This is a genomic window from Thiovibrio sp. JS02, from assembly GCF_053485635.1.
Genome location: NZ_CM130715.1, coordinates 1,204,109 through 1,221,290, shown reverse-complemented (window position 1 = coordinate 1,221,290; position 17,182 = coordinate 1,204,109). Strand labels below are relative to the sequence as shown.

The following is a 17,182-nucleotide window of genomic DNA, read 5'->3' as shown; positions in this document are numbered from 1 at the left end:
ATTTCATAGGGTACCATTTGCACATGGCACGCATGGCAAGGGTGGTATTGCCCGGTTATCCACATCACATAACTCAACGCGGCGTTCGTTCCATGGAAATCTTCCATACTGACGACGACCGGCATGAGTACCTGCGCCTGATGCGCCAGCAGGGCGACCGTTTCGGTCTGCGCTTTGTATCCTACTGCCTCATGGGCAACCATGTCCATCTGGTCGCGGTGCCCGAACAGGAGGATTCCTTGGCCAGGGCCATCGGCGAGGGGCACCGGCTCTACACCCGCATGGTCAATTTCCGGCAGAATGTCAGAGGATATTTGTTTCAGGGAAGGTTCTTTTCCTGTCCACTTGACGAGAAATATCTCTATGCCTGTGTGCGTTATGTGGAGCGAAATCCCGTTGGGGTGATCAAGGAGATAAAGCATGCCTGGGACTACGAATGGTCCAGCGCCCGGTATCATGCGGGGATGGTAGATGATGACCCGCTGGTAACGGAAGACGGGATGCTCGCCGGGATCGATGACTGGCGTCTTTTCCTGGCAAAAGAAGATGACGATCTTGATGTTCTGCGCGAAAAGACAAGGACCGGAAGGCCTTGTGGCAACGAGACCTTTTATGAAAAAGCGGAACGCCTGACCGGCAAGGCCTTACGCCAAGGGAAACCAGGACGGAAACCCGCCAACGGCAACGAATAATCAGTATTATATCCCCGGATACCCGATACCATGAAGAAGCAAACCCCTCCGGCCAACCGGAAGATGAAGATTCTCATTATCGACGACTTTGAGGTTCCCAGAAGGCTCATCCGGAATATGCTCCATGAGCTCGGCTACGAGAGCCATGAAAACATCATGGAGGCAACCAACGGACTTGATGCCCTCCATCTTCTCGAAAACACCCCGGTGGATCTCATCATCTGCGACTGGGTGATGCCGACCATGACCGGATTCGATCTGTTGAAGAAGGTGCGGGCGACTCCGGCGCTTGCCAGGATTCCCTTCATCATGGTCACCGCGGAGGCGGAAAAAGAAAACATCCTGGGCGCCATCAAGGCCGGGGTAAGCCAATACATCGTAAAACCGTTCACCGCCGAGATCCTTTACCAGAAAATCGATGCGGCCATGCGCATGTGATTGAAAAACAAACTCCTTTGCATAAAAAACCCCCGACGCCTTAGGCGCCGGGGGTTTTTTATGCAAACAGCGTTACAGAAAAAAGAGCTTACTTCTTTTCGTCTTCGCCCAGCCCCTTGACGACAACGGCGCCGGCCAGGCCCAGCAGACCGAGATTCTTGGCCTGCTCCATGGCGGGCTTCAGCATCCGGGCCATGATGGTCCGGCGCAGGTTCGCCTGCGGCATCGCCTGCGGGGTGCTGGTGGTGGTCAGAAGGTGCATGTCCTTCTTGTTGCCGAAGTAACGCACGTTGGGGCCGATCTTCACGTTCTTGCTTTCCAACCGCGCGGCGCCCTTCTTCACATACTTGGAAACCTCGGAGTTGGGATCGGAAAGATCGCCGAATATGCGGGCCCGGGCCAGACAGGTCTGCACGCAGGCCGGCTCAAGGCCTTCGGCCACGCGCTCGACGCAGAAGGTGCACTTGTCGGCCTTGGGCTCACCGCCCTCCTCGTTGACATAGCGGGCGCTGTACGGGCAGGCGTCGGCGCAGGCGCCGCAGCCGATGCAGCGCTCCTTGTCGATCTGCACGGTCCCGTTGAAGGGATCCTTCCAGGTGGCGGCCACTTCCATGGTTTTTGTCGCGCCGGTCTTGGCGTCCTTGAAGGTCGCCTCAACCTTGTCGGCGGGACACGCATCGACGCAGGAAGGCTTGTCGCAATGGTTACACAGGCCGGGATAATAGGTGGAGGCCAGGCCGTTCGGGGTGTTGCTCGGGCCAAGACGCTTCACCCAGTTCCTTCTTCTCTCCCTGTCGGCGGAATCCTTGCCGGTGGGAACCTCCCACTCCGCCCTGCAGGCGATGGAGCAGGCGTGGCAGCCGACGCATTTATCAAGATCTATAATCATTCCGTATTGACTCACGGTAATACCTCCATAAACAAGATAGTTTTTTGCATCTCAATTTCTTCCTCAACAACCAGCGGTCCGCCATCAGGCAGGAATGCTCAGCTCCTTGCCGTCCTTGATGAACTTGACGAAGTTGTTGCGCATACCGTGAGCCCCGGTTTCCGGATCAACCGCCGACTTGCTGATCAGGCTCTGATCGTCGACACCGGCGCCGACGCCGATGGTCATGGCCGGGTTCATGGTTCCATAACCGTGGGCCATGTAAACGGTGTCCTTGCGGATGCCCGGAGTGACCTTCACCACGGTGCTGGTGCGGGATTTCACCCCGTCCTGGTTGACCAGCATGACGGAATCGCCGTCCTTGAGGCCCATCTTCTTGGCGGACTCGTCGTTGAGCCATACCGGGTTTGTGGGCATCTCGTTGTGCAGCCAGGCATTGTTCATGGAGCGGTTGAAGGTATGCACCGGAGCACGGCCGTATACCAGACGGGCAAAGCCCTTGGGCGGCTCGGGAACCGGAATATAGGTCGGCGCGCCGGGGAAGCCTGCCGCGGCGATGTCCTCGCTGAAGAAGTAGACATCCAGGGCCTTGCCGTAGGGATCGACACCGGGCTTGACGTGGATGCCGTCCTCCTTGCGGAGCTGTTCGATGGAGAGCGGCGGCTCGGCGCCGGCCAGGATCTTGTCGGTCATCTCCTCGCCGGACTGGACCTTGATATGCTCGCCGTAGCCCATGCGCTTGGCGAGTTCGTTGACGATCCAGACGGAATCCTTGCGCTCATGATCCGCCGCGGTGGGGGAAACCAGCGGCATGCGGGCCGTGATGAACTGCTGGTGCGGATCGGCGAAATTCCACTGGGTTCCCTTCTGGATATGATCGTAGCGCTCCAGATAGGAAGACTCGGGAAGCAGGATGTCGGCGTACATGGTGATGTCGGTGGGCATGACGTCGCAGACCATGACGAAGTCCATCTGCTGGAGCATCTTGATGGTAAGCGCCTGGTCGGGAATGGTCTGGATCGGGTTCTGACCCCAGGCGACAAAGCCCTTGATCGGATAGGGCTTGCCGGTTACGGCGGCATTGCGGATCAGATCGGTGGGAGTGCCCGGCGGCGAGTAGGGATGCACCTTGGCCAGTTTGTGCAGGGCGTACTTCTCGGCATGCTCGGCCATGGGTTTGGGCCAGCCGGCCTTGCCGGTCTTGGGGCCCTTGCCGGCGACAAAGCCGCCCTTGACGCCGATGGCGCCGAGCAGGCCGGTCAGGCAGGCCAGGGCGCGCTCGCGCTGGAAGTCATTGCCGTGCCAGCTCACGTGCCGGCCCGGATGCACGGAGACATTGGGCGCATTGGCGGCCAGCATGTCGGCCACCTGCTTGATCTGCTTTTCAGGCACGTCACAGATCTTGGCCGCCCAGTTCAAAGTGGCGTGGGAGATGGCCTTGGTGAACTCATCAAAGCCCTGGCCATGCTCCTCGACGTATTTCTTGTCGTATTTGCCTTCCTTGACCAGATAGTTCATGATGGCAAGCAGGAAGGCCGTATCGGTGCCGGGCTTGATCTTGACCCAGATGTCCGCCTTGGCGGCGGAAGCGGAATAACGCGGATCAACGACGATCAGCTTGGCGCCGTTTTCAAGGCCCTTCAGGTAGCGCTTCAGGTGCGAGACGTGCACGTTCTCGCCGAAGTGACAACCAACCAGGAAAATGGCCTTGGCATTGGGCATATCGACATTCTCACCCGGCGCCACGTCGAGGGTGGCCACATAGGCGGTATCGCGGATACCGCGGCACTGAAAGAAAGAGGCCTCGGAGTTGTTGGGGGTGCCCACCACATGCTCGAAGAAGGTCATGGGGTATTTTGCGGAGGAACCATGCGGGAAAATGGCGATACCCTGGGGCCCGTACTTGTCGACAACGGCTTTGAGCTTGACGGCGCACTCGTCAAGGGCTTCTTCCCAGGAGATCCGCTTCCACTCGGGCGCGCCGCGCTTACCGACGTTTTTCATGGGGAATTTGAGGCGATCCGGATCGTAGAGCAGCTTGACGCCGGCATTGCCGCGGGCGCAGATGCTCTGACCGTTGTCGATGCTCTTGGGATTGCCCTCAAGCTTGACAAGCTGACCGTCCCGCACCTTGCCGACCAACTGGCAACGCCAGAAGCACATCTCGCAGACACCGCCCACCGCCGTTACAGTGCCGGCAAAGCTGCCGGGCGCGGTAAAAGGTTTTCTGACAAACGGCGCGCTCGCGTTTGCCTGCCTGGCAAAACAGCCGGACATCGCTGCCGAGGCTGCCGCAAGGGATGCGGTCTGCAGAAATTTACGTCTCGTCAGATTCAAAGCCATTTTACAGTTCCTCCCTTGTAAAAAAATCAATTAATTTAACCAAAACCCTATAGAAAGGGTGACGACCCTCTTGTAAAACCCTGGCCTGAAATTTGGGAAACCAGGGGCGGAAATGCTCTTGCAGGAAAATCTCTTCATCCTCGGTCCTGCCATCCTCGGCAAGCAGGGCAAGGAATTCAAGCTCAAAGGTGATGTGATCCGGGATGTCATACTCTCCGACCAGATGAAATCCTTTTTCGCGATAAAAGGCCTTGGCCTTCACCGCGCTGGGGCCGTAGAGCTTGCCGTCATTGCTGAGGTAAACCGAACCGTATGGGGGCGCTATCACTGATGGCACGGCGTTGACAAAGAGGCGGGTGTGTTCCACCTGCAGGGGCTCAAGCCACTCTTTTTCATCGCTGATCGTATTGTGGAGTTCTCTGGCTTCGTCCTGCCAGCCGAGTTCTTCAAGAAAGGTGTATATTACGGAGAAATATTTTTCGTCCATCCACGCAGGATCGGGATATTGCATGGAGTGGGAAAGAAAGCGGTAGATATCCGCCATGCTGATGGAGGTGCTCTCGGTCATAACCTCACTCTGGTGGCCACATACAGAAGAAAACCCGAAAGGAGGTGAGGCAGCGGCTCACTCCCATGCATGTCCACTTGTTGTCCGGCATCAGATCCCTGTGGGGCGCGAAAGAAATAAATTTTATTCTTATACGCCGACAGTGGCTTGATGTCAAAATAAAAAAAGGACGCCCATCGGGTGAATCCCGACACCTCACCCCAAGGAGCCGCCACGAAGAGAGGAAGTTACCCAGCCGATGAGCGTTTATAAGGGAAAAAACAATGAAATTCGTATAACACAGGGGGTACCCATTGCAAATGCGGCAAATTGTCGCACTTGCAATACTAACCTGTTAAGAAAATTGGGAAATTATCAATGTACTTTTATTATCATCGAACACTTTGCAAAATTCGCCCTTTATCTTTTTATTCCAGCTTTCTTGTCGAAACCGGAATTTTGCTGTAAATGAGCAAAGCTATACAAAGAATCATTTCTAACAGAGCGGGCTGAAAAAACTCTTTTTGGGACGGCCCGCGCACAACACCGGAATGTCTCGCCCGTTTGATCGGCCAAAGTTGGCTGCCCTGGCGAGAAAGCGGATAATGCGCTTTGCCGTTTTCGCTGAACAGCCCCTTGGAAAAAGGGCTGCCGAAGGCACAGGGAAGTGTCGCTGAATTTTCCCGCTTCTGAAGGAGCCGGGAAAATTCGTTAAGGATCGGGGAGCGCTTCCCCTTCCGGCAAGAAAAGAAATATCCTGAAAGCGGGGCAGATCATTGCAAACCGTCATATATCCACAGTCTGCTTCCGAAGATTCCCAGGGCGCAAGCGCGGCCGACGTCGCATTCCATTGGCTGCTGCACCTCCGCTGGGGGGCGGTTGCCGCCCAGCTGCTGCTGGTTCTTCTCGTCTTCTTTGTTCTGCGCATCGAGCTGCCCTACCTGATCATCTTTGCCATTCTCGTTTTTGAAATCATCACCAATTTCTTTTTTGTCTTCCTCAAGAAAAAAAACGTGCCCATCGCCGACTGGCTGATCGCCCTGGCCATGTTTCTGGACACGGCGCTGCTCACCATGCTTCTCTATTATTCCGGCGGCCCCCTCAACCCTTTCAGCTTTCTGTATCTGGTGCATATCACCCTGGGCGCCATTCTTCTGCACCCCGGCTGGGCCTGGGGGCTTACCGGCTTCACCCTGGCGGGCTATGCGTCTCTTTTCTATCTGCCGGTGGCAGGCAGCATCAGCCAGCCCTGCCACCCCGAGCCCGCCCTGCTTTCAACCCTGAGTGACCCCATGAAGATCCATCTGCAGGGAATGTGGGTCGCCTTTGCGGTGACCGCGTTCTTCATTGTTTTTTTCGCGGGCCGCATTCAGCGGTCCTTGGCCAAGGAACGGGAAACCCTCTCCGCCCTCAAGGAAGAAAAAGTGAAGAATGAAAAACTGGCATCACTTGCGACCCTGGCCGCTGGGGCGGCCCATGAATTTTCCACTCCTCTCTCGACCATAGCCATTGCCGCCGGAGAAATGCTCCACACCCTCAAGGCTGAAAACGGCAGCGAGGAACTCATCGAAGATGCCACCCTCATCCGCGATCAGGTCAAACGCTGCAAGGATATTCTCTTCCAAATGTCGGCCGACGCGGGCGAGAATCTTGGCGAGGAACTCACCCCCTTTCCTCTTGAGGATTTTCTCAAAGAAATATTGAATAACTTTAACGCCTCAGCGCCAAATCAGATACAATTCAGCAATGAGGCATCAGGCCTTGTCGTGCAAATGCCGCTTCGCACCATGCGTCGGATCATCAGAGGCGTCATCAAAAACGCTCTCGATGCTTCTCCGGATTCCACGCCAATCCGGGTTGCCTGCACCCATGACCAACGGTTTCTCTACCTGAAAATCACCGATCAGGGCGCCGGCATGACACCGGAGACCCTTGCCCGGGCCAGCGAGCCTTTCTTCACCACCAAGGAGCCAGGGAAAGGGATGGGGTTGGGGCTGTATCTCGCCAAATCAGCCGCGGAACGTTTTGGCGGCGGGGTGGAAATTGTTTCTAAACCCGGTTCGGGAACCGAGGTGACGCTTTTTTTCTCTTTACGGCAAATCAAAGCCAAACCCGCCTCTGTTTACAATGGGGCGGCTTGACAGGGGGTATTTATGGAGGATGCAATTCTACTGGTGGACGACGAAGAGCTGTTCAGGGAACGCCTGGCAAAGGCCTTTTCCCGTCGCGGCTTTACCGTATATGCTGCCGCCGACTTCGATGAGGCCATGGGGATCATCGGCAGCAAAAAACCCGCCATGGCGGTAATCGACCTGAAGATGCCCGGCAAATCCGGGCTGGAGCTCATCGCCGCCGCCAAGGAGATAAACCCCGACATGCAGATGGTCGTTCTCACCGGCTACGGCAGTATTGCCACTGCCACCGAAGCGGTAAAACTCGGGGCTCTCTATTATCTGCCCAAACCGGCAGATGTGGATGACATCTTAAGCGCCTTTGCCAAGGAGCCCAACCTGGGAATAGCCATCGACCAGGAAGATTTCTCCGCGCCCTCCCTGGCCCGCGCCGAATGGGAACACATCAACCGGGTGCTCAGCGATTGCGAAGGCAATATTTCCCTGGCCGCAAAAAAACTCGGCGTACACCGGAGAACCCTGCAGCGCAAGCTGCAGAAATACCCGCCCCACAAATGAAGATTTCCCGGACCCGCGACCTGGGGGTACCGAGGCAGGAGGGGTTGAGGTCTTCATTTCTTCTGGGCAAGGCGGAAATCACACCCTACACGGCAAGGAGGAGCTGCTCATGAACAAACAGTCCTGTTCCACACTGGTAAAAGGAAACGCTATTCTTTTCTTCATCGCCACCCTTCTGCTCTGCGCCGCCTTTTCCGTCCCCATCCAGGCCGCGGAACCGGCCGTGCCCGAAATCACCGCGGAGGCAACCTGCGCGGCCTGCGGCATGTACCCGCACCGCTATCCGCAATGGCAATCCCAGGTCGTTTTCTCCGACGGCGACAGCGTCGCCTTTGACGGCTGCAAATGCATGTTCCGCTTCCTGCTCAACATGCGGAAATTCACCGCCGCGCACACCCCGGAACAGGTGCGCGCGGTCTGGGTCAAGGATTTCAGGACCGGCAAATGGATTGACGGTAAGAGCGCCTTTTATGTGATCGCAAGCTCGGAAATGGGACCCATGGGCAAGGAATTGATTCCCTTTGCCGAGAAAGCCGCCGCCGAGGAGTTCCAGAAGCAAAAGGGCGGCTCCATCGACACCTATGCAAACATCGGCATGGAAACCATCAAGCCGCTCATGGGCGGCATGCACATGCAGATGTGAGCGTTCACGGGTGTTCATCACGAAAAAGGGCGACGGAAGCGCTTCCGTCGCCCTTTTTTTTCCCGCCCTTTCCCGCCCCTTCTCCCGGCTCCTTCAATCACGTCCTCGCAGAAGTGCATTCTCAACATGTTGGCAATTGCAAGGGTGAATCCTCCTCGGGACCGGCGGTCTAGCCCTCCCCGCCGATGAACAGATATTTGAGATAGTGATAAAAGGAAAAAACCGTGAAAAAGATCAGGAGGACCAGGGATGCTTTCACGGCCCAACGCTGATATCCGCCCACCGTCTCGGAAAGTCCCTTTCTTTCGACGACCAGTCCGGCCACGGCCACGCTCATCCCGAAAAAAGCCGCCGGGATCAAGGTGCCATAGATGGCAAATCCGAAGTAGCCGTATTCCGGTTTCAGAAGGCAGAATGGGCACCTGTGGTAAGGCATCGCGTAGACATAGGAAGAAAGCACGACGGTTATTACCAGCAGGGCAAGAAGAAAAAAACAGACCCAGGTGAGTGAATAGAATGCCGCAAGGTGCCGCTGCCAGCGTTTCAGGAGAAAAACCGCCAGGGCCACGAGCACGGCCATGGTCAGAACGAAGGCGGCAAGCAGCGCCCGGGGCGAAAAGCCGCTGAACAGATTGGGGCCGCCGCCGGTGGGGGCATTGAAAACCACGCCACAGCAGGAGGTGATGATATCAGGCTTGATACCCGCGATGTAAAGGGTCTGCAGGGAGACATCAAGGACAAGAAATGGAATGAGCAGGAGAAGATAGAGGTATTTGACCCGCACCAGCGGATAATGTTCGGAGCGGATGTCCAGCTGATGCAGGAGGATCCAGAACCCGTAGAAAAATACTCCGAACAACTTTACCAGCAGGGTCGGCATGCCGTAAGGATTGGCCAGAAGAGAGCCGGTGGCGCACATCGCCCCGACAATGGCCTGGGCGAACTGATCCGCGGCCAGGACAAAAAGCAGGAGGGTGACGATCTGAAACCCGAGGCCATAGGCCACCAGGGTCGAGGAAAGCCAGATCTCGCTCTCCAGGCTGATCTGCCGGTTGCTGTCGCTGCCAAGATCCCAGAAACGCAGAACCCTGAGAGCGGTCCTGCAGGCAACAGCGCCAAGGACCAGGGCGACGACCCCGCAGATCGTAAGGGCAAGGCTCCAGGGATTAAGAAACATGGATTCTCCCGTCCTGAATGGTGATTTGCCGGTCAATGACAGGATGCTCGAACACCAGGGGATCATGGGAGGCGATGACGATGGTCTTCCCCTCCCCTTTCAACTGTCGCATGATTTCCATGAATTCGCGGCTCAGGCGGGTATCGAGGTGCGCCGTCGGCTCATCCGCCAGGATAATGGACTGACCGTTGATCAGAGCGCGGGCGATGGCCAGCCGCTGCAGTTCGCCGCCAGAGACCTGGCCGGCGGGAAAACTCTGCCGGTGGGCGATTCCCAACCGTTCCATAAGGGCGGCAGCCCTCTCTTTGCGTTCCCTGGGGGCAACGCCGAGGGGGAGCAGGGGAAGGGTTATGTTGTCGAGCACGGTCAGCTCCGGCAGCACGTTGAACCTCTGAAAAATAAAACCGATGCATTCCCGGCGATGGATGGTGAGGAAACGGTCCGGCAAGCGGGCAAGCTGCTTGCCGGCAATGGCGGCGCGGCCGCTGGTGGGCGGGAAAATACAGCCGATAATGGCAAGCAGGGTGCTTTTCCCGGAACCGCTCGGCCCCTTGAGGCAGATCATCCCTCCGGTTTCGACGACCAGATCGATGCCGACGAGAGCCCGCACTTCATTGGCCCGGCCCTGATTGTAGATCTTGCTGACATTTTCAAGCTCGATCAGCATGCGCTCATCCTCCCAGGGCCGAATCCGTCGGCACCGTGGCGCTCCGCCAGGCAGGGATGACGGTGGCTGCCAGATAGGGCAGAACGGTGAAGGCGCCGATCAGAAGAAAATCAGCAACGGCCAGGTCGGGAACCAGCGTGAGGTCGGGAGTGAGCACCGACCAGCCAAGCAGAATCGGCCGGAAAAGAACGGCGGCGAAAAAAACCACATGCGCATAGGCGGCGAGCATGCCCAGGAAAAAGGCAAGGCCGGAAACGAGGCAGGATTCCCAGAAACGCACGGCCAGCACGTCGGCCGTCTCCCAGCCCAGCACCTTTAGGATGGCGATCTCCCGCCGCTCCTCAGGGGAGATGCCCGAAGCCTTGTCCCAGGCAAGGATAATAAAGGCGGCAAGGGCGCTGAGCAGGCAGATGGAGGCAAAACCGCTGCGCCAACCAAAAACGACCTGATAGGTTTTTTGAATCTGCGGCCTGGTCAACACCCTGGTATCCGGCATGATTTCGGAGATTTTCCTGGCAATGGTGTCGATCTCGTTGCTGTTGGCCACATAGACGCAGTAATCGGTCACAAACCGCGGCTCAATGGCAAAAAGATCGCGGGCACCGGCAAGGGTCAGAACCATGAGGTCTGAAGTCATGATCTCGGCCCGGGGGCTGAACTCACCGCTCACCGTGAGCGTTTTCAGGGAAAGGTCCGGACGGAACAGGGAAAAAACCGGACGATGCGCAAGGTCGAGGGCGGCCTTTATCCCCTGGCCGACCACGACAAGGCCGTCCTCGCCCGTGGCCGGCAGCCTGCCCTCGCCCAGGGCCGTGTCGAGCCGGGCGCCTTCCGGCATCATCCGCACGTCCATGCCCATGACCGTGTAATTCGCCCCGCTCACCTCATCGAAATAATAGCCCCAGATACGGGGCACGATGCGACGGATGCCGAAAATACCGGCCAGACGCTCGCCATAGGCCAGGGGAATCGCTTCCTGTCGACCCGCGGACATCTTCTGGACGGTGATTTCCGGCGCGGAGACAAGGAGCTGTTTCGCCCGCAAGGTAAGGGCCTGGCTCACCATGAGGAAGGAGGCGAGCAGGAAAATGACCGCGGAAAACACGAGGAGGACACTCATGATCTTCAGCCTGCGCCGCCACAGGGAGGAGAGTGCGTAATCGAGAATATTGAGCTGTTTCTCCAGATTACTCCGCAACATGGATCACCGGGATCTGCGAGGAGGCGCCCAGAACGAACCGCTGGGGAAGTGTTCGATTGCCCCCGGATGATCCATGAAAGGAACCATGGGGTCGCTCACGGCGGGATGCCTGGTATAGCGGGCCTCGGTGGCCACGGCGAGATCCGTGAGGCCGAGGGCGCCGGTGACCACACGCAACTGCGGCAGGGAGGCCTCCTGCCGCAGGCGGAGACGTTGCCCCGCCCCGTGGAATCCGGTGGAAATCGCCAACAGCGCCAGGAGAACAATGGCAAGAATTCCGGACGGCCGCATCTGCCCTACCGCATCTTCTGGCCGGTCCGCAGGGAGCGCACCAGTTCCGCTGTAATCTGCGCGAAGGAAAGGATATCGGTCCCCTTGTGGTCCTTGCGAAAATTTTCCGCTGCCGGCCGCGAGGCAAAGGGGATGAACTCATGTCCCATGGGGCCGTATATGTCGCTGCCGATCACATAAAAGGCGGCGCGGCCATCCACCCATTCCAGGGTATAGTAGTCCTTGACCCAGATATCCTTAACCGAGGCCTCACCGGCGCCGTATTCTCCGGGGTGGTGATAAAAGGCCAGCAGATCCTTGACGCCGTCAAAAAACCTTATCCCGCCGTCGGCGAGATGAATCTGCCCCAGCCAGTCGGGGTATTTGGCAACGAACATCCCGCAGACCGGACACCGCTCCGTAGCCGCCACCTCATCCCGGGGAGCGGCAAGCGTCGCCTTTGCCGGGAATGCGACAAAGAAGAAGATACCCAGACAAATCAGCGCCCCCGGGCGCCGGAACCACCAAAACCCTTTTGCGCAGGGATAAGCGCCACCACGCCCATGCCGCATCAATTACCCTCCCGCGGGTCCCGCAGATAGCCGCCGAGCAGATTCTGGAACTCGCCTTCGCTCACCCCGCCGAGGACGGCGGCAAGAATGGTATGCCGGGGGCTTATGAAAATCGTCTGCGGCTCCATCTTGATATTGTAGCTTGCGGAAATGGCGCCGTCGCGGTCGAGAACCACGGGAAAGGGTATTTCCAGATCCGCGACGAACTGGCGCACCGTTGCCTCATCGGAATTACGGTTCACATAAATAACCCGCAGGCCGCGCTCCTTGTATTTCTCAAAGTAGCGGTTGAAAATCGGGGTATCGGCCCGGCAATACTTGCAATCCGTGGACCAGAACCGCAACACCACCGGTTGCCCCCGAAAGGCGGCCAGAGACACTGTCCGGCCGGCAAGGTCGGACACGGCAAAGTCCGGAGCCGGATCGCCGATCTTCAATTTCGCAACCTTCTTGTCCTCACCGGCACAGGCGGCCAGAACCAGCAGAATCGCGAACAACAAGAAACATTGCCCAGTTTTATTCATCATGCCGCAACCATTACCAGTCGGTTTTTCCAAGGGGCTGTCACGTTTCATTCCACCAGTTCGGTGAGAACCCCCTGCCGCATCTGCAGGATCCTGGCCTTCTCCTGGCTGGCCGCCAGATCGCCGTTGTGGGTAACCACCACAAAGGTGATCCCTTTTTCATTATATCGGCGAAACAGATTAAGTATATCTCTTTCCGTTTCCTCGTCCAGGTCCCCGGTCGGCTCATCGGCGAGAATGATATCCGGGCGATTGATAAAGGCGCGGGCAATGGCGATGCGACGCTGCTGCCCGCCGGAAAGCTGGGAAGGATAGCTGTTGGCCTTGTCGGCGAGCCCCACCTGGCCAAGAATTTCCTCGGCCAGGGCGCGACTGCCGGCAGGCCTCTGGCTGAAACTGAGCGGCAGGAGGATGTTCTCCATGACGGTAAGGGTCGGGATCAGGCTGGCGAACTGGAAAATAAAACCGATCCTGCTGTTGCGCATGACCGAAAGCGCCCTGTCGGCCTGGTGCCAGTTTTCGACGCCATCGACAAAAACCTTGCCGGCATCCGGCGAGGTCAGCCCGCCGATCAGGCTGAGAAGGGTGGTTTTCCCTGAGCCGGAGTGGCCCAGGATAACAAGAAAATCCCCTTTATTGACAACGAGATTAACATTATCGACGGCGGGGACCGTTGCATTGTCGGCCACATAGCTCTTGACCAGATTTTCACAAAGAATGATCACGATCGGTTCCTTCGGTCAGGGGTTGATTTTTTTCCATCGGAGGGGATGCATTCACGGTCCGTTTAAAAAACGTGCCCGGCATTTTCAGCCATCGATTGGCCAAAGACGCTTCGGCCAATCTCCCGAGTTCCCTGGCTCCAACAGAACCGGGGAACTCCGGCGACACATCCGGTACCGCTCAGCCCGTTTTTCAAAAGCCTGCCAAGAGCCATGCAATTGCAATCCAACCGGCGACCTGCTCAGGCAACGGGAAGAGGCGAAGAGATCAACCATCGACCACCAGCTGATCCCCTGCAAAATAATTTGCATTCCGCGTAAAAATGCACTTGCCAATGTACCACTTCGTGGTAATATCGTAAATAGAAATGCGGCATTTTGTCGCACCCTGTTTTTTTTAGCCTTATAACCGTCAGAGAGCCGCCTGAGGTCTATAAGGTCGTTATTACTATTTGACAGTGCCGCCACTGTCAAATGCCGTTCGGGACCCCAAGCCCCTAAGCGTTTATAAGGAGGAAAACCATGCAAGTTCCCACATCCACCTGGCGTAAGTCCATGCTCACCGGCACGTTGGCACTCGGCCTGATCGGTGCCGCCGCAACCGCCAATGCCGAATCCTATTCCGGTACCGCCTACATCGCCGGCATGGGCGGTCACTTTGCCAAGGCCGTTTTCAAAATCGACCCGAAGGCAGAGACCCCGATCACCATCGAAGAGTTGGACAAGATCGACATCGGCACCGGCGCAAGCCACCCTGTCCATGATGCACGTATCGACTTCAAGGACCGCGACACCATGTACTGGTCCACCTACAAGCCCGATTCCGAGGCGAAAAACTCCTACCATTACGGAAAAAGCGACCTGAAGAGCGGCAATGTCATCACCGACAAAACCTTCCCGGTTCCGGCCAACATTCTGAGCACCAAGGCAGGCTACTGCGCCTCCGCGCAGACCCCCGGCTACTTCATGCCTATCTCCATGAACAAGCCAGGGTACATCAGCGTCATCGACAAGAAATCCATGGAGATGAAGCACAATATCTTCCTGGAAGGCACCGATGCCGACATCAAGGCCGGATACAAATACATGCACGGCATCAACTCCCCGGACATGAAGGAAGTTTTCATCACCATGAACGAATCCAACACCGCGCCGACCGACAAGGAACTGGGCGATGGAATCGGCAAGCTGCACATGGTCGTTCTCGATGCCGCCGAGCTTGAAAAGGGCAAGGTCAAGGTCATTCGCAAGGGTACCGCCGACGGCAACGTCAAGAAGACCATCAGCTTCCGCCAGTACTACTCCCAGGACGGCAAGATGATCTCCAATGCAACCGGCGACATCATGTTCCTGGTCGATGCCAAATCCTTGAAGGTCCTTGACGCGGAGACCATGCCGAGCCTGAACGAGAACCACGACGCAATCTTTACCCCGGACGGCAAGTACATTGTCCTCACCACCCGCACCAAGACCATTCTCCCCGGCTGTGCCGATCCCGCCAAGCCGGCGGACGGCGAATGGCGCATGGACGGCCAGCTGATGCTGTACGATGTTGCCGCCAAGCAGCTCGTGGGCAAGCCGACCTCTGCCTGCCTGAAATGCCATGACGAACAGCTGGGCACCGGTGACGACGCTCCCCATGCCATTCTCTGCGGCCTGGACGTCAACTGGGCAAAGAAGTAAATTCGTAACCCAGTTACCTCAACCTGAGCTATACTACAAAAACCGGGGGGCCTTTCCGCCCCCCGGTTTTTGTCTTTTGTATTCCGCAAAAGGCCGTCCATAACCGCCGCCCATAACCATAGAGAGGCAGTTTGCCATGTCCACCCGGAGCGTTTCCTCCATTCTCACCATCGCCTGGAAAACCGTTGTCCGCAAACTTTTCCGCAATGTGGTTCTGGTCTTGGCCGTTTCCCTCCTTGTTTCCCTGCTGGTTTTTGCCCTGCTCTTCAACAACGCCGTCCAGACCGACCTGGAAGAGGCGAACAAACGCCTTGGCGCCGACATCGTGATTGTTCCACAGGAAGCCAAAACCGTGGCAGAGGAATTCATCCTGGAGAGCAAGATCAAAACCTTTTACATGGACGAATTCGTCTTCGATTCGGTGGCGGATCTGCCGGAGATCAAACAGGCGACCTACCATGTTTATCTCAACACCCTGGGTTCAGGCTGTTGCAGCATCGACGAAGGCCAGGTCATCGCCTTTGACCAGGGCAGCGATTTTGTCATCCGCCCCTGGCTCGAAACCGGGCCAGAACATCTCAACAATACCGAAATCTACGTGGGCAGCTACATTTACGAATTCCTCGGGCTGATCAACACCGCCACCCTTTTTGGCCAGGGCGTCAAGGTGGTCGGCCATCTCAAGGAAACCGGCACCGGCATCGACCGCGGCGTCTTCATGCGCCTGGACGATCTGGCCAAAGTCTCTCCTGCCGCCATGGGAGATTACAAGCCCGGCAAGATATCGATCATCTTCCTCAAGGTGAAGGAGGGCATTGATCCCGAAATGGTTGTTGCCAAGATCCGCACCATCAACCCGCGGCTCGGGATCATGACCCGCGGCAACATCGGCGCCGGCGTCCGCACCACCCTGAAGGACATTGTCAGGATTTTCTCGATCACCATCTTCATCGCCTCCCTGCTCGCCGTGCTGCTGGCCTGGTCCACCTTCACCGCCCTTGCCAACGAACGGCGGCGCGAAGTCGGCATCCTGCGGGCCATCGGCGCCACCCGCGCCCACATCATGAAGATTTTCCTGAGCGAAGCCCTGATCATCAGCACCATCGGCGGCCTGATCGGCACAGCCCTCGGCCACTATCTCATCCACTACCTTTCCCGCGATTTCGTTCTGCTGGCCCGCCTGAGCAAGGTTGCCGCCTTTGGGGGCGACACGGTTCTGATCAGTCTGATCGCCGTGGCGGCCGGCATTGCCGTCTGTCTCCTCGGCGCCGCCATGCCGGTTTCCCGTCTTGCCAATCTGGAACCCCTGCTTGCCATCAAGGAAGAGTAGACCGGACAAAAAACCATCGCCGTTGCCTGTACCGGCATCCACCCCCCGCCGGAAGAGTCTCCGCCCTTCTTCACGGCCGGTGACGGAAATCAATCTTTCTCTGGCAAAAACCTCCCGGTTCGCCTACATTGCTCCCATGACAATGCGCCGCCGCAATCCAAACCGGTCCGGCCATGGAGATGAATTGGAGCTGGGAGACGCCATGGAATCCTTTGAAGAGCTGTTGGAAAAATCCACGAAAATCCACGGCCACATCTGCGCAGGTCAGGTGATCGGCGTACGCATGTCCATGATCGGCCTGCGGGAGATCGGCATAGACGACCCCCGGGGCAGCCAGCGCAAAGACTTTTATGTGCTTGTGGAGATTGACCGCTGCGCCACCGACGCCATCCAGACCGTGACCGGCTGTTCCCTGGGCAAACGCTCCCTCAAATGGCTGGACTACGGGATCATGGCCGCGACCTTCGTGAATCTGAAAACCGGCAGGGCCGTGCGCATCACCGCCCTGGAAGAATCCCGGGAAACCTCGAAAAAATACGCTCCGGCCATCGGCGACAAGTACAAGCAGCAGCTTGAGGCCTACCGGATCATGCCGGAGGATGAACTCTTCAGGATGCAAAAAGTCTCCATCACGGTGCCGGAAGAGGATATGCCGGGCCGGCCGAAACGACGGGTGCGCTGCGAAGGCTGCGGAGACTGGGTGCAGGACTGCCGGGATGTGACGCATGGAGGGAAAACCCTTTGCAAGCCCTGCGCCTTTGGCCGCTATTATGAGGTACTGGCCGATTGAGGCG

18 protein-coding genes are annotated in these 17,182 nt (G+C 57.5%); 8 read left to right on the top strand and 10 right to left on the bottom strand.

The window, feature by feature from the left end; translation table 11 throughout:
• Positions 1–92 precede the first annotated feature (92 nt).
• Positions 93–692, top strand: coding sequence for a transposase (locus ACUUL3_RS05795; protein ID WP_448555449.1), 600 nt, complete (start codon positions 93–95; stop codon positions 690–692).
• Between the two features lie 30 nt (positions 693–722).
• A complete protein-coding gene (locus ACUUL3_RS05790) occupies positions 723–1,130 on the top strand; it encodes a response regulator (RefSeq protein ID WP_448555447.1) in 408 nt (135 codons plus the stop codon).
• An 88-nt stretch (positions 1,131–1,218) separates the two neighbouring features.
• Here ACUUL3_RS05790 and ACUUL3_RS05785 read toward each other — a convergent pair whose 3' ends face one another.
• The 3 genes from ACUUL3_RS05785 to ACUUL3_RS05775 form a co-directional block, all read right to left on the bottom strand.
• Complete coding sequence (locus ACUUL3_RS05785; protein WP_448555445.1) at positions 1,219–2,019, bottom strand: 4Fe-4S dicluster domain-containing protein; 801 nt, start codon at positions 2,017–2,019, stop codon at positions 1,219–1,221.
• A gap of 84 nt (positions 2,020–2,103) precedes the next feature.
• Complete coding sequence (locus ACUUL3_RS05780; RefSeq protein WP_448555443.1) at positions 2,104–4,362, bottom strand: molybdopterin-containing oxidoreductase family protein; 2,259 nt, start codon at positions 4,360–4,362, stop codon at positions 2,104–2,106.
• A 1-nt stretch (position 4,363) separates the two neighbouring features.
• A complete protein-coding gene (locus ACUUL3_RS05775; RefSeq protein ID WP_448555441.1) occupies positions 4,364–4,930 on the bottom strand; it encodes a TorD/DmsD family molecular chaperone in 567 nt (188 codons plus the stop codon).
• Between the two features lie 755 nt (positions 4,931–5,685).
• On the opposite strand from ACUUL3_RS05775, the gene ACUUL3_RS05770 reads away from it, so the two are divergent.
• From ACUUL3_RS05770 to ACUUL3_RS05760, 3 genes are all read left to right on the top strand, one after another.
• Positions 5,686–7,050: an ATP-binding protein gene (locus ACUUL3_RS05770; protein ID WP_448555439.1), complete on the top strand. Its 1,365-nt coding sequence runs from the start codon at positions 5,686–5,688 to the stop codon at positions 7,048–7,050.
• Between the two features lie 12 nt (positions 7,051–7,062).
• Positions 7,063–7,599, top strand: a complete 537-nt coding sequence (locus tag ACUUL3_RS05765) for a response regulator transcription factor (RefSeq protein ID WP_448555437.1) — start codon at positions 7,063–7,065, stop codon at positions 7,597–7,599.
• Between the two features lie 109 nt (positions 7,600–7,708).
• Positions 7,709–8,242, top strand: a complete 534-nt coding sequence (locus tag ACUUL3_RS05760) for a nitrous oxide reductase accessory protein NosL (RefSeq protein ID WP_448555436.1) — start codon at positions 7,709–7,711, stop codon at positions 8,240–8,242.
• Between the two features lie 169 nt (positions 8,243–8,411).
• Here the strand turns inward: ACUUL3_RS05760 and ACUUL3_RS05755 are convergent, their stop codons facing one another.
• The 7 genes from ACUUL3_RS05755 to ACUUL3_RS05725 all read right to left on the bottom strand — a co-directional run bounded on the left by ACUUL3_RS05755 (position 8,412) and on the right by ACUUL3_RS05725 (position 13,378).
• Positions 8,412–9,419 carry a hypothetical protein gene (locus ACUUL3_RS05755; RefSeq protein WP_448555434.1) on the bottom strand — a complete coding sequence of 336 codons (1,008 nt, stop codon included), beginning with the start codon at positions 9,417–9,419 and terminating at the stop codon, positions 8,412–8,414.
• Positions 9,409–10,086, bottom strand: a complete 678-nt coding sequence (locus ACUUL3_RS05750; protein WP_448555432.1) for an ABC transporter ATP-binding protein — start codon at positions 10,084–10,086, stop codon at positions 9,409–9,411. The genes ACUUL3_RS05755 and ACUUL3_RS05750 overlap by 11 nt, the downstream gene beginning before the upstream one ends.
• A gap of 4 nt (positions 10,087–10,090) precedes the next feature.
• Positions 10,091–11,287, bottom strand: coding sequence for an ABC transporter permease (locus tag ACUUL3_RS05745; RefSeq protein WP_448555430.1), 1,197 nt, complete (start codon positions 11,285–11,287; stop codon positions 10,091–10,093).
• A 3-nt stretch (positions 11,288–11,290) separates the two neighbouring features.
• Positions 11,291–11,578: a hypothetical protein gene (locus ACUUL3_RS05740; RefSeq protein ID WP_448555428.1), complete on the bottom strand. Its 288-nt coding sequence runs from the start codon at positions 11,576–11,578 to the stop codon at positions 11,291–11,293.
• 5 nt (positions 11,579–11,583) lie between these two features.
• A complete protein-coding gene (locus tag ACUUL3_RS05735) occupies positions 11,584–11,988 on the bottom strand; it encodes a nitrous oxide reductase accessory protein NosL (protein ID WP_448555426.1) in 405 nt (134 codons plus the stop codon).
• A 140-nt stretch (positions 11,989–12,128) separates the two neighbouring features.
• Positions 12,129–12,656 carry a peroxiredoxin family protein gene (locus ACUUL3_RS05730; protein WP_448555424.1) on the bottom strand — a complete coding sequence of 176 codons (528 nt, stop codon included), beginning with the start codon at positions 12,654–12,656 and terminating at the stop codon, positions 12,129–12,131.
• Between the two features lie 44 nt (positions 12,657–12,700).
• Positions 12,701–13,378, bottom strand: coding sequence for an ABC transporter ATP-binding protein (locus tag ACUUL3_RS05725; RefSeq protein WP_448555422.1), 678 nt, complete (start codon positions 13,376–13,378; stop codon positions 12,701–12,703).
• Positions 13,379–13,897: 519 nt separating this feature from the next.
• Between ACUUL3_RS05725 and ACUUL3_RS05720 the strand changes: the two genes are divergently transcribed.
• The 3 genes from ACUUL3_RS05720 to ACUUL3_RS05710 all read left to right on the top strand — a co-directional run bounded on the left by ACUUL3_RS05720 (position 13,898) and on the right by ACUUL3_RS05710 (position 17,178).
• Positions 13,898–15,058 (top strand): hypothetical protein, encoded by a 1,161-nt coding sequence (locus ACUUL3_RS05720; RefSeq protein ID WP_448555420.1) that lies wholly within the window; start codon positions 13,898–13,900, stop codon positions 15,056–15,058.
• Positions 15,059–15,194: 136 nt separating this feature from the next.
• Positions 15,195–16,388 (top strand): ABC transporter permease, encoded by a 1,194-nt coding sequence (locus ACUUL3_RS05715; protein WP_448555418.1) that lies wholly within the window; start codon positions 15,195–15,197, stop codon positions 16,386–16,388.
• A gap of 202 nt (positions 16,389–16,590) precedes the next feature.
• Entirely contained in the window at positions 16,591–17,178 is a 588-nt protein-coding gene (locus ACUUL3_RS05710) for an FmdE family protein (protein ID WP_448555416.1), read from the top strand.
• Positions 17,179–17,182: the final 4 nt, after the last annotated feature.